General features: G+C 53.1%; 13 protein-coding genes. 5 read left to right on the top strand and 8 right to left on the bottom strand.

Annotated elements, in window-relative coordinates; translation table 11 throughout:
- Positions 1-54: 54 nt before the first annotated feature.
- The 4 genes from WFO64_RS01485 to WFO64_RS01470 form a co-directional block, all read right to left on the bottom strand.
- Positions 55-798, bottom strand: a complete 744-nt coding sequence (locus WFO64_RS01485) for a type 2 GTP cyclohydrolase I (RefSeq protein ID WP_337008343.1) — start codon at positions 796-798, stop codon at positions 55-57.
- Positions 799-816: 18 nt separating this feature from the next.
- A complete protein-coding gene (phrB, locus tag WFO64_RS01480; RefSeq protein WP_337008341.1) occupies positions 817-2,241 on the bottom strand; it encodes a deoxyribodipyrimidine photo-lyase in 1,425 nt (474 codons plus the stop codon).
- Positions 2,242-2,253: 12 nt separating this feature from the next.
- Positions 2,254-3,210 carry a YbgA family protein gene (locus WFO64_RS01475; protein WP_337008339.1) on the bottom strand — a complete coding sequence of 319 codons (957 nt, stop codon included), beginning with the start codon at positions 3,208-3,210 and terminating at the stop codon, positions 2,254-2,256.
- Positions 3,211-3,362: 152 nt separating this feature from the next.
- Positions 3,363-3,563 carry a YbfA family protein gene (locus tag WFO64_RS01470; protein WP_337008337.1) on the bottom strand — a complete coding sequence of 67 codons (201 nt, stop codon included), beginning with the start codon at positions 3,561-3,563 and terminating at the stop codon, positions 3,363-3,365.
- Positions 3,564-3,820: 257 nt separating this feature from the next.
- On the opposite strand from WFO64_RS01470, the gene kdpE reads away from it, so the two are divergent.
- Positions 3,821-4,495 carry a two-component system response regulator KdpE gene (kdpE, locus tag WFO64_RS01465; protein WP_337008335.1) on the top strand — a complete coding sequence of 225 codons (675 nt, stop codon included), beginning with the start codon at positions 3,821-3,823 and terminating at the stop codon, positions 4,493-4,495.
- A gap of 38 nt (positions 4,496-4,533) precedes the next feature.
- Here the strand turns inward: kdpE and pgm are convergent, their stop codons facing one another.
- Both pgm and seqA read right to left on the bottom strand, forming a co-directional pair.
- A complete protein-coding gene (pgm, locus tag WFO64_RS01460; protein ID WP_337008332.1) occupies positions 4,534-6,174 on the bottom strand; it encodes a phosphoglucomutase (alpha-D-glucose-1,6-bisphosphate-dependent) in 1,641 nt (546 codons plus the stop codon).
- 26 nt (positions 6,175-6,200) lie between these two features.
- Positions 6,201-6,749 (bottom strand): replication initiation negative regulator SeqA, encoded by a 549-nt coding sequence (seqA, locus tag WFO64_RS01455; RefSeq protein ID WP_337008330.1) that lies wholly within the window; start codon positions 6,747-6,749, stop codon positions 6,201-6,203.
- A gap of 250 nt (positions 6,750-6,999) precedes the next feature.
- On the opposite strand from seqA, the gene ybfF reads away from it, so the two are divergent.
- The 4 genes from ybfF (at position 7,000) to fur (ending at position 9,661) form a co-directional block, all read left to right on the top strand.
- Complete coding sequence (ybfF, locus tag WFO64_RS01450; protein WP_337008329.1) at positions 7,000-7,764, top strand: esterase; 765 nt, start codon at positions 7,000-7,002, stop codon at positions 7,762-7,764.
- A 168-nt stretch (positions 7,765-7,932) separates the two neighbouring features.
- Positions 7,933-8,208 (top strand): LexA regulated protein, encoded by a 276-nt coding sequence (gene ybfE, locus WFO64_RS01445; RefSeq protein ID WP_337008327.1) that lies wholly within the window; start codon positions 7,933-7,935, stop codon positions 8,206-8,208.
- A gap of 132 nt (positions 8,209-8,340) precedes the next feature.
- Positions 8,341-8,871, top strand: coding sequence for a flavodoxin FldA (gene fldA / locus WFO64_RS01440; protein ID WP_337008325.1), 531 nt, complete (start codon positions 8,341-8,343; stop codon positions 8,869-8,871).
- 346 nt (positions 8,872-9,217) lie between these two features.
- A complete protein-coding gene (gene fur / locus WFO64_RS01435) occupies positions 9,218-9,661 on the top strand; it encodes a ferric iron uptake transcriptional regulator (protein ID WP_009091454.1) in 444 nt (147 codons plus the stop codon).
- 66 nt (positions 9,662-9,727) lie between these two features.
- Here fur and WFO64_RS01430 read toward each other — a convergent pair whose 3' ends face one another.
- Both WFO64_RS01430 and glnS read right to left on the bottom strand, forming a co-directional pair.
- Positions 9,728-10,123: a hypothetical protein gene (locus WFO64_RS01430; RefSeq protein WP_337008323.1), complete on the bottom strand. Its 396-nt coding sequence runs from the start codon at positions 10,121-10,123 to the stop codon at positions 9,728-9,730.
- 234 nt (positions 10,124-10,357) lie between these two features.
- A complete protein-coding gene (gene glnS / locus WFO64_RS01425) occupies positions 10,358-12,025 on the bottom strand; it encodes a glutamine--tRNA ligase (protein WP_337008321.1) in 1,668 nt (555 codons plus the stop codon).
- Positions 12,026-12,094: the final 69 nt, after the last annotated feature.

Raw genomic sequence — 12,094 nt, 5'->3', positions numbered from 1 at the left:
GGGATGTGTCAACAGATTTAGGTCCTGCGCAGACGCGCAGGACAACGGAGGGGATCAGGCAGGGTTGGGAATATCGATGAAGGTCACATCAAGATTATGGTGCTGTGCCAGCCAGTCGCCCAGCGCTTTTACGCCGCCGCGTTCGGTGGCGTGATGGCCTGCGGCAAAGAAATGCAGTCCCTGCTCGCGCGCGCTGTGAATGGTCTGCTCAGAGACTTCACCCGTGATATAGGCATCAACGCCTGCGGCAGCCGCCTGGTCGATAAAGCCCTGCCCGCCCCCGCTGCACCAGGCGATACGACGAATCAGCGCGGGCGCGTTTTCACCACAATGCAACGGTTCACGTTTCAGTCGGTCACCGATTCGGCGGGCCAGCTGTTCGCCGGAGATAGGCTCAGCCAGCTCACCCCAGAACACCAGCGGCATCACTTCGCCGCGCACTTCAATATCCAGCAGTTTCGCCAGTTGGGCGTTGTTGCCTGATTCGGGATGCGCGTCGAGCGGCAGGTGCCAGCCATAGAGATTGATATCGTTGGCCAGAAGGGTACGCAGACGGCGGCGCTTCATGCCTTTAATCGCGGCCGGTTCACTTTTCCAGAAATAGCCATGATGGACGATTATCGCATCGGCCTGACGTGCCACCGCCTCATCCAGCAACGCCTGACAGGCGGTGACGCCGGTAATAACCGTTTTGATCTCGCTGCGTCCCTCAACCTGCAAACCGTTGGGGGCATAATCGCTGAAGCTATGGCTGTCGAGATACTGATTAATCAGCGTCTCTAATTCGTAATGGTTCATTCAGGCTCCTTCGAGGCCTCAGGCTGCGCTTTTGGCGCGCTCAAAGGCGTCTAATGTCTTTTTACGTGCCGTCTTATGATCCACGATTGGTACCGGATAATCGAGTTTCTTGTGATGCCTCTCCGCCCAGAGGTGCGGCTGGTGAATATCGCTGTCAGGGACGTCGGCCAGTTCCGGCAGATAGTGACGGATAAATTCGCCCTGCTCATCGAAGCGCTCACCCTGCGTGGTCGGGTTGAAGATGCGAAAATAGGGTGCTGCGTCCGTGCCGGTTGAAGCCGCCCACTGCCAGCCGCCATTGTTCGCGGCCAGGTCACCATCAATAAGCTGCTGCATAAAGTAGCGTTCGCCTTCGCGCCAGTCGATCAGTAGGTCTTTGACCAGAAAACTAGCAGTAATCATCCGTAAGCGGTTGTGCATCCAACCCAGCGCCTTCATCTGACGCATCGCAGCATCGACAATGGGATAGCCGGTTTTACCCGCTTTCCAGGCGTCGAAATGCGCGTTGTTATGCTGCCATTCAACGTTACGCGTCCAGTCGATAAACGGTTTGTGCCGACACAGCGCTGGGTAAGCAACCAGCAGATGACGGTAGAACTCGCGCCAGATCAGCTCATTCAGCCAGGTAAACGCCCGGCTGTTTTCCAGCGCATTGGGATGTTCATGCAACACGCGATGCAGGCACTGACGTGGCGACAGCACGCCGGTCGCCAGATAAACCGACAGACGACTGGTGGCATCCAGCGCCGGAAGGTCGCGTTTAGCGGGATAATCCATGATCGGCTGCGTGGCAAAATGGCGTAACCGCTTCAGCGCGGCCGCTTCGCCTGCCGGAAACAGATCCTGATCAAATGCTTCAATCGGATAGTCAAAGGCAGGAATCGGGGCCGTTTTCAACGGTGCGCTTTCGCGCGCTTTCGGTGCAGGCACGCACTCCGGCAGCCCCTGCTGCAACCGACGGACAAAGGCCTTGCTGAATGGAGTGAACACCTTATACATCGAGCGATCGCCGCTTTGCACACTGCCGGGCGGCAGCAACAGGCTGTCATCAAAGCCCTGACAGATTACGCCCGCTTCATCGAGACGCTTTTCAGCTTCCGCATCGCGCTGGCGCTCATTAATTTCATACTGGTAATTGTAAAAAAGCTGATCGACCTGGTGCTTCGCGCAGAACTGCTCCAGCGCATCAATACTGTCGCTGAAGGTCTGACACGCCAGATAGTGAAGCTCAATGCCTCGCTCCGCCAGCGCACTCTGCACCTGCAACAGGCTGGCGTGGATAAACGCCGCCTGCTTTGGTGACATATCATGCTGTTGCCACTGTTCTGGCGTGGCAAAATAGACCGCACTCACTTTTGCATCGCTGTCGCGGCAGGCGGCATGAAGCGCCAGATTGTCGTTAATGCGTAAATCGTTACGCAGCCAGACCAGATGGGTGGTCATACGCCTCCTGATTTACTGCCCGTAGCGTAAGCACAAGGCTTCGGGATAGGGATCGAAATAACGTTGCTGTGCCAGCCATGGATGCGGGAACTCCGCCATGTAGTGCTTAAGAATGGTAATCGGCACCAGCAGGGGTTGTGTGCCCTGACGATAGCGGTCAATCAGCGTTGCCAGCTCCTGACGCTGAGGTGAACTCAGCTGGCGGCGGAAGTAACCCTGCACATGCATCAGCACGTTGGTATGGTTACGACGCGAGGCGGGTCGTGACATCAGCGCCATCACGCGATTGCGGTACTCAAAGGCAAAGGCGTCCAGCGACTCCCACTCGCTCATGGAGGCGACAAACGGTCCCAGTTCGCGGTATTTCTCCTGCGAATGTGCCAGCATCATCAATTTGTAGCGACTGTGGAAGGCGATCAGCCCCTGACGGGTCAACCCGTTTTCCCACATCTGATTAAACTCATGCAGCGCACAGATGCGGCCGATAAAGTTCTCACGCAGGGCGGGATCATGCAAACGACCATCTTCTTCCAGCGGCAGCCAGGGCATTTCGCGCTGCAGGAATTCAGCAAAAATACCGGTACCCACTTTGCGATTGTTGTTGTTGTCAGATTCGTAGACCCGAACCCGTTCCATGCCACAGCTGGGTGATTTGGCGCACAGGATATAGCCGGAGAGATGATGCAACGATTTAACCCGCTCAGCAGACCAGTCACGCATCTGTGCAGTAACCTCTTCGCCGCCATCTTTGCTGAAGCAAAGATGCAGCTCATCATCACCCTGCTTTACCAGACGTAGTGCCGGACGCGGCGTTGGCAGGCCAATCGCCATTTCCGGGCAGACAGGCTCAAAACGGACAAATGGGGTGAGATCGTCGGTCGCAAAAGTAAGACGCTTATGTCCACCATCAAACCTGACGCTATCGCCAAGCAGGCATGCACTGATTCCAACGGGGATTTTTTTGCTCATACTTGTACAACCTCTAAAATCTTGTAGAGGTTTAAGTGTAGCGCAAAATGGTCAGGAATAAAGCGTTAAAACGCGGTTCCGTACCGCTTATCCTCAGAAAAAACGCAAAAAAGCCCGGTCTGTTGACCAGGCCTGTTCTGCGGCAGGGCAAATTACCAGAACGCCCCACCACCGGCTTCAGACTGCGCCAGCCACACCGGTTTGGCGCTGGTTTTGCACCACACGCGGTGCAGATAGCTATAGAAACGTGCCCGATCCTGTCGAAACAGCATGACGGGAAGCGCCAGTACGCCGATAAGAACCACCAGCGTACGTCGCGCGACAATTTTGTAACGTGGATAAGCCTGATACATGGTTCTCCTCCCGGTAAAATGAAAGCCAGTAAATGTGATCTGTGTCTGACTTTACGCCAGGTTGTGTCATTTTACTACTCATCTGACCACTTATTTGCCGCTATTTTTATTGTTTAAGAATCAACCTGTAACTAAGTTACAGGGAAGTAACAGTAAGGTGACGCGAGAGTTGAGAAACCCAACAGCCGAAGCCCGCGGACGGCAGCATAAAATATTGATAAAGTAGCGCTTCGGCCCTCACTCAAAGCAGGTATTGCGTGACTACGGTTTTGCTCGTTGAAGATGAAAAAGAGATTCGCCGCTTTGTCCGGCTGGCGCTGGAAAATGAAGCCCTTAGAGTGTTTGATGCCGATACTTTGCAGCGCGGACTGATTGAAGCGGCGACCCGCAAACCCGATTTAGTCATCCTCGATCTTGGCCTGCCGGATGGGGATGGCACTGATTTTATCCGTGACCTGCGCCAGTGGAGTGCTATGCCGGTGATTGTGCTGTCGGCACGCAGCGATGAGCTGGATAAGATCGCCGCACTGGACGCAGGGGCGGATGACTATCTGACTAAACCGTTCGGCATCGGCGAACTGCTGGCGCGCGTCCGGGTTGCACTACGACGTCATAACGGCCAGCAGCCCGACGCCAGAATTCATTTTGCCGATGTCAGCGTCGATTTCGCCGCACGACGGGTACAGCGCGGCGGCAGCGAGATTCACCTCACCCCGATTGAATTTCGTCTGTTGAGTATTCTGCTTAACAACGCTGGCAAAGTGCTGACGCAGCGGCAGCTGCTGAGCCAGGTATGGGGACCCAATGCAGTGGAGCACAGCCACTATCTGCGCATCTATATGGGCCATCTGCGCCAGAAGCTGGAAGCGAATCCGACACAACCGGCCCATCTGCTAACCGAAACCGGGATCGGCTACCGTTTTATGCCATAAAAAAAGGCGCCAGAGGCGCCTTTTCTCTGCCAGACTTATCAGGCGTTTTTCAGCACTTCGCTGACAATCTCTACGGCTTCTTTCTCAATCTGCGCGCGGTGTTCTGCGCCGAGGAAACTTTCACAGTAAATTTTGTAGGCATCTTCGGTGCCTGACGGACGGGCAGCAAACCAGCCATTGTCCGTCATCACTTTCAGACCGCCGATCGATGCACCATTGCCTGGCGCTGCCGTCAGACGCGCGGTGATAGGATCACCCGCCAGGGTATCTGCACTGACCATTTCTGGTGACAGCTTCGACAGCACGGCTTTCTGCGCTGAAGTGGCTGACGCCTGCAGACGGTTGTAGCTTGGTGCGCCAAAGCGCTCAGCCAGCTCGTCATAGTGCTGCTGCGGATTTTTACCGGTCACAGCAGTAATTTCAGCCGCCAGCAGACACATGATGATGCCATCTTTGTCCGTTGACCACGGCGTACCATCGAAACGCAGGAATGAGGCACCAGCGCTCTCTTCGCCGCCGAAACCGAAGCTGCCGTCATACAGACCATCAACGAACCATTTGAAACCAACCGGCACTTCCACCAGCTTGCGACCAATGTCGTTGACCACACGGTCAATCATGGCGCTGGAGACCAGGGTTTTACCCACGGCAACATCCTGGCCCCACTGTGGACGGTGCTGGAACAGATAGTTGATCGCCACCGCCAGATAGTGGTTGGGATTCATCAGACCTGCCGGGGTCACAATGCCGTGACGGTCATAATCAGGATCGTTGCCAAACGCCAGATCGAACTTGTCACGGTAGGCCAGCAGGCCTGCCATTGCGCTTTCAGACGAGCAGTCCATGCGCACCACACCATCTTTATCCAGGTGCATAAAGCGGAAGGTTTGATCGACCGCATCATTTACCAGCGTCAGATCCAGCTTGTAGTGCTCAGCAATACGCTGCCAGTAAGCAATACCGGAACCACCCAGTGGATCAACACCCAGCTTCAGGCCCGCTTTTTGAATCGCCGGAAAGTCGATAATCTCCGCCAGACCTTCAACATAAGGCTGGATCAGATCTTTCTCGACCACATGACCGCTCGCCAGAGCCTGTTCCAGCGGCAGGCGTTTCACCTCTTTCAGCCCCTCTTTGATCAGCTGATTAGCGCGATCTTCCACCACTTTGGTGACGTTGGTATCTGCAGGTCCGCCGTTAGGTGGGTTGTACTTTATGCCGCCATCTTCCGGTGGGTTGTGCGACGGCGTAATCACGATGCCGTCAGCCAGCGGGCCACCCGCTTTGTTGTGCTCAAGAATCGCATTCGAGATTGCAGGTGTCGGCGTATAGCCATTGTCCTGCTGCACGATCACATCAACACCGTTCGCCGCCAGCACTTCCAGTACCGACAGGATGGCCGGTTCAGACAGCGCATGGGTGTCTTTACCAACGTAGCAAGGCCCGGTGATCCCATTCTTTTTACGCTCTTCAGCAATCGCCTGAGCGATCGCCAGAATGTGCATCTCGTTGAAGCTTTGACGCCCTGCACTGCCGCGATGGCCAGAAGTACCAAATTTCACCGCATGTTCCGGGTTCGCCACATCGGGCTGCAGGACATAATATTGTGACGTTAATTGTGCAACGTTAATCAAATCGCTCTGCTGGGCGGGTTGCCCGGCACGTGGGTGATTGGCCATTGGCGCTGCTCCCTGACGCTAAAGTTTTAAATGGTGCCGCAAACTTTCTCGGTCAGTTCCGCAGGGAACTGCATCGAGAGCATGATATGTTCGACCATGCTGCATTTACGACCAGTATTGGTGTTGGTGATCACCCAGTACGGCGTGCCGGGCACATGCTTCGGCTTAGTATGGGTGCCATTCTGCAACAGCGTATGCTCATCACCTGCAAAATAGACGCGGGTGCGGCCCTGCAGAGATGCAGTAGCCTCAGCAAAGGCTGCGGTATCAAGACGATAGAGCGTTGACAAGACAAGCATAAAGCGATTCACCGCCCGCTTCTGCTCCGCATATTCATCGGAAAGCAGCAGCTCACGCACCGCGCGTACACGATCCTGCGGGCGCGAACCCACAGACGCTGACTGGGCCTCTTTCGCTGCATCTTTTGATGATGACTGTGCAGGCGAAGCGGGTGCAGTCTGACCGGCCGTAAACTTCAGCATACGACGCAGAATATCAGATGCACTTTCACCAATGTGTTGCGTGTGGCTGGCAATATAACGGTAGAGCTCTTCATCAACTTCGATCGTTTTCATCTTATTCCGTACGGTTCTTTCTCATGGCAGAACCACATGTTCCCTAAAAAGCTCTGAGTATAGTCAGTCAATTCAAAGGGTGTGCGGGTTCTAACATCAGGATTATAAAGTTAAATTCAGGCGGGTTGTTAGCAATCAAACGGTTTACGGGCAAAAGTCAGAATATGTCCTAATGCCGCCGGAACCGGCGCGCCTGAAAAGGTGAAACCATGATAACCTAAGCTCAGGTCTCAAACTTAAGAACTTTGCTATGATTTTGAACGCCCGTCTGCAAACTGAACAATCCCCTGCTGATTCTCTGCCCATCCTGCTCATCCACGGTCTGTTTGGCAGTCTCGATAACCTTGGCGTGCTGGCGCGCGGGCTGAAAGATGCCGGCCCCCTAATGCAGGTCGATGTCCGCAACCACGGACTCTCACCACAATCTGACGCGATGAACTACGCTGTAATGGCGCAGGATATGGTCGATACGCTGGATGCACATGGCATTGATCGCGTCGCAGTGATTGGTCACTCGATGGGCGGTAAAATCGCCATGACCATGAGCGCGCTGGTGCCGGAACGCATTGAGCGACTGGTGATGATTGATATCGCCCCGGTGGATTACCAGACCCGCCGCCATGACCAGATATTTTCTGGCATTCGTGCCGTAACCGATGCGGGTGTCTCATCTCGCAGCGAGGCGGCCCGCATTATGCGCACGGTGATCGAAGAAGAAGGGGTAATCCAGTTCCTGCTGAAATCATTTCAGGAGGGTGAGTGGCGCTTCAACGTACCGGTGCTGTGGGACAACTACACCACGATTTCTGGCTGGCAGCCGGTTCCTGCGTGGGATCATCCGGCACTGTTTATTCGCGGCGGCGATTCCAGTTACCTGGATAACCGTTATCGTGATGCCTTGCTGCAGCAATTTCCGGCCGCTCAGGCGCATGTGATTGGTGGCGCAGGACATTGGGTTCATGCAGAGAAACCCGATGCCGTTTTGCGCACTGTCCGACGCTTCTTTGCGCTTTAAAAGCAAATAGATGGCGGCAAAAGTTTAGGATTGGCGTCCGGAGTAAGCGTGAAGTATGATGGCGCGCTAAAATTTTGCCGCGGGTCAGTTTTGCTGCGGCAATGGCCAATAATTTATAATCTGCGCGGTGAGTGTCTGGCGCCCGCCCCCATTCAGTTTTACTAAGCCATGGCAAAAGAACAGACTGACCGCACGACGCTCGATCTCTTTGCTGATGAGCGCCGTCCTGGTCGACCCAAAACCAGTCCGCTTTCGCGTGATGAACAACTGCGCATTAACAAGCGCAATCAACTGAAACGTGACAAAGGACGCGGACTTCGTCGTGTCGAACTGAAAATGAACAGTGAAGCCGTCGATGCACTCAATACGCTGGCAGAACAGCGCAATCTTAGCCGTAGCGAACTGATTGAACAGATACTACTGGCGCAGCTCAAACTGGATTAATGCGGGCAAATCGCACGCAGGAGCAAATGTCGAGGCTTTAACCGTTCCGCGGGTTTGTCTCGTCTGCTATTATTCGCTGAATTGTGCTGCGGCACACATCATATCATCAGGATTTAAGAGGTTATTTTACTCATGGCACTCGTAGGCATCTTCTTTGGCAGCGATACCGGCAACACCGAAAACATTGCAAAAATGATCCAGAAACAGCTGGGTAAAGACGTTGCAGAAGTGCATGACATCGCGAAAAGTACAAAAGAAGATCTGGAAGCGTTTGATATCCTGCTGTTGGGTATTCCGACCTGGTACTACGGTGAAGCGCAGTGCGACTGGGATGACTTTTTCCCGACGCTGGAAGAGATCGATTTTAACGGCAAACTGGTTGCGCTGTTTGGCTGCGGCGACCAGGAAGATTACGCAGAGTACTTCTGTGATGCGATGGGCACTATCCGCGACATCATCGAGCCGCACGGCGCCGTGATTGTGGGACACTGGCCGACTGAAGGCTACCATTTTGAGGCCTCAAAAGGTCTGGCCGATGATACCCACTTCCTGGGTCTGGCCATTGACGAAGATCGCCAGCCTGAACTGACCAGCCAGCGAGTAGAACTGTGGGTTAAGCAAATTTTTGATGAACTGCAGCTGAAAGAGATCATCGAAGCCTGATCCTACCCGACCCAATGTGAGCGCCAGCTCACATTGAGGCAATGGAAATTCCTATAGAAATAATAGCCACATTTTTTTAACTTTCTCCGTTTAATCTGTAGAATACCCGCATCGATCTTCCGCTTATTTCTCAGGCGGCAAGACTAAGCGATGGACTAACAGACATCTGCCAGAATCTTCCCCGGCCCGGTGACCCATCCCTATAGCCCATGATGATTCAGGCACGCCCTCTGGTTTTCATTTCATCGCTTCGGTTCTATAATGAGACGCAAATGAGAATGAGCATAGATCGACATTCAAGGCGACAAGCCACAAAAGTGAATATTAGTAACAGGACAAAATCCGCATGACTGACAACAACACCGCATTAAAGAAGGCTGGCCTGAAAGTAACGCTGCCCAGATTGAAAATTCTGGAAGTGCTTCAGGAACCTGAGTGCCATCACGTCAGTGCGGAAGATTTGTATAAACGCCTGATCGACATCGGCGAAGAGATTGGCCTGGCTACCGTTTACCGTGTTCTGAACCAGTTTGATGACGCCGGTATTGTGACCCGCCACAACTTTGAAGGCGGCAAATCTGTCTTCGAACTGACGCAGCAGCATCATCACGATCATCTGATCTGCCTGGATTGCGGCAAGGTTATTGAGTTCAGCGATGAGTCGATCGAAACCCGTCAGCGTGAAATCGCGACACGCCATGGCATCAAGCTAACCAACCACAGCCTCTATCTGTATGGGCACTGTACGTTGGGCGATTGTCGTGAAGACGAAACCCTGCACGACCAGTAAAACGGGTGTGTCATGAAAATAAACCGGTGAATTCACCGGTTTTTTTCGTTGCTTTTCTGCTGTCAGTCAGGCGACCAGCGTTTCCTGCAAATAACGCCAGCGCGGAATTGAGCTACTGCAATCCAGAATCGCCAGCGAAATTCGGCTCTGGTTATTACCATTCATTATCTGCATTTCACGATACTGTACGGTGATCTCTTTTTCATGATGAGAGAGGATCACATGTTCACAGGTCGCGATTCGCATGCCTTCCCGCTGTCCCTGCAACTGTCGGAAAAGATCTTCGACATCGTTCAAATTGTACTCTTTGCCCTTTGGCGTCACCATGCGGAATTCAGGATGAAAATAGGACATCAGCAGCTCAAAACTGTCGTCTGATCCGACTGGCTGATTAAAAATACGTTCAATGAGCTGATGTAAAACGACGACACTGTGTTTGGCTTCCTGAGCGAGGACGGTCATTTTTTTTCCTTCTGCAACCCGCTTTGCAACCTCTGAGAGCGCATAGCCTACCTGAATGGTGACAATTCACATCCTGAAATTGATTAATTTTTTTAAACTCAGATTACTCCCACAATGCCATATTGGACCGGTTGTGCCTAATGCAGAATAAATGTCGGCAATGGTGAAAATCGGAGCAACAAAAAAGGGCGATAAATCGCCCTTTTGTCATTTTATGAGGCCAGCCTCAAAAAATTATTCGCCAGCTTTAGTCCAGGTATCACGAAGACCGACGGTGCGATTAAACACCAGCTGCGACGGCGTAGAGTAAACGCTGTCAGCACAGAAATAACCTTCACGTTCAAACTGGAACGGTGTGGTCGGTTCTGCCTCGCGGAGGCTGGGTTCAACAACACCATTTTTGATTGTCAGTGACGCGGGATTGATTACCGCCAGGAAGTCCTCTGCAGCGGCCGGGTTTGGCACACTGAACAGACGGTCGTACAGACGGAACTCAGCAGGCTGCGCGTGATCCGCAGAAACCCAGTGAATCACCCCTTTCACCTTGCGACCATCGGCAGGATCTTTGCTCAGCGTATCTACATCGCTGGTGCAGTAGATGCAGGTAATATTACCCGCTTCATCTTTGGCGACCCGCTCAGCCCGAATCACATAGGCGTTGCGCAGGCGTACTTCTTTGCCCAGCACCAGACGCTTATATTGCTTGTTCGCTTCTTCACGGAAATCTGCACGATCGATCCAGATCTCGCGGCTGAACGGCACTTCACGCGTGCCCATCTCCGCTTTGGCCGGATGATTGGGCATGGTGATGATTTCGCTATGTCCTGCTGGCAGGTTTTCGATCACCACTTTAAGGGGATCCATAACTGCCATGGCGCGTGGTGCATTCTCGTTAAGATCATCGCGGATGCAGGACTCCAGCGAGGCCATTTCCACGATGTTATCCTGCTTAGTGACGCCAATACGACGGCAGAACTCACGGATAGAAGCGGCGGTGTAACCACGACGACGCAAACCTGAGACGGTCAACATACGCGGATCGTCCCAGCCTTCGACGTGCTTCTCGATCACCAACTGAGTCAGTTTGCGTTTCGACATCACCGCATACTCCAGATTCAGGCGCGAGAATTCATACTGGCGCGGATGAACCGGAATGGTGATGTTATCCAGTACCCAGTCATAGAGACGGCGGTTGTCCTGGAACTCCAGCGTACACAGCGAGTGCGTAATGCCTTCCAGCGCATCGGAGATGCAGTGGGTAAAGTCATACATTGGGTAGATACACCACTTGTTGCCGGTCTGGTGGTGTTCCGCGAACTTGATGCGGTAAAGCACCGGATCACGCATCACAATGAAATTAGAGGCCATATCGATTTTGGCGCGCAGACAGGCGCTGCCTTCGGCAAACTCACCGTTTCGCATCTTCTCAAACAGCGCCAGGTTCTCTTCCACGCTGCGATCGCGATAAGGACTGTTTTTTCCTGGCGCTTTAAGCGTGCCGCGATATTCGCGAATCTCATCCGGACTCAGTTCATCAACGTAAGCTAGCCCTTTGGAAATCAGCTCGATAGCATAGTTATAGAGCTGATCAAAATAGTTTGATGAGTAACAGACCTCACCGCTCCACTCAAAACCCAGCCACTGGACGTCACGCTTGATGGATTCAACGAATTCCATATCCTCTTTGACCGGATTAGTATCGTCGAAACGCAGATTACATTGCCCCTGATAATCCTGGGCGATGCCAAAATTCAGACAGATCGATTTCGCATGACCAATATGCAGATAGCCATTGGGCTCCGGCGGAAAACGGGTATGCACGCTGCTGTGCTTACCGCTCGCCAAATCTTCGTCAATGATCTGACGAATAAAGTTAGTTGGGCGGGCTTCAGCCTCACTCATCTCAAAAATCCTCAATACGAATAACGGGTGATTTGTACTACGAAGTAACGGAGTATGATCCACAAAGCG

This window comes from Pantoea sp. AS142 (assembly GCF_037152305.1).
Lineage (GTDB): Bacteria > Pseudomonadota > Gammaproteobacteria > Enterobacterales > Enterobacteriaceae > Pantoea.
Note: the sequence above shows the minus strand (reverse complement) of the source record. Positions and strands in the feature narration are given on the sequence as shown.

Coding starts and splice junctions, on each gene's coding strand:
- WFO64_RS01485 (WP_337008343.1), bottom strand. CDS start 798: ATGAACCATTACGAATTAGAGACGCTGATTAATCAGTATCTCGACAGC.
- phrB (WP_337008341.1), bottom strand. CDS start 2,241: ATGACCACCCATCTGGTCTGGCTGCGTAACGATTTACGCATTAACGAC.
- WFO64_RS01475 (WP_337008339.1), bottom strand. CDS start 3,210: ATGAGCAAAAAAATCCCCGTTGGAATCAGTGCATGCCTGCTTGGCGAT.
- WFO64_RS01470 (WP_337008337.1), bottom strand. CDS start 3,563: ATGTATCAGGCTTATCCACGTTACAAAATTGTCGCGCGACGTACGCTG.
- pgm (WP_337008332.1), bottom strand. CDS start 6,174: ATGGCCAATCACCCACGTGCCGGGCAACCCGCCCAGCAGAGCGATTTG.
- seqA (WP_337008330.1), bottom strand. CDS start 6,749: ATGAAAACGATCGAAGTTGATGAAGAGCTCTACCGTTATATTGCCAGC.
- ybfF (WP_337008329.1), top strand. CDS start 7,000: ATGATTTTGAACGCCCGTCTGCAAACTGAACAATCCCCTGCTGATTCT.
- ybfE (WP_337008327.1), top strand. CDS start 7,933: ATGGCAAAAGAACAGACTGACCGCACGACGCTCGATCTCTTTGCTGAT.
- fldA (WP_337008325.1), top strand. CDS start 8,341: ATGGCACTCGTAGGCATCTTCTTTGGCAGCGATACCGGCAACACCGAA.
- fur (WP_009091454.1), top strand. CDS start 9,218: ATGACTGACAACAACACCGCATTAAAGAAGGCTGGCCTGAAAGTAACG.
- WFO64_RS01430 (WP_337008323.1), bottom strand. CDS start 10,123: ATGACCGTCCTCGCTCAGGAAGCCAAACACAGTGTCGTCGTTTTACAT.
- glnS (WP_337008321.1), bottom strand. CDS start 12,025: ATGAGTGAGGCTGAAGCCCGCCCAACTAACTTTATTCGTCAGATCATT.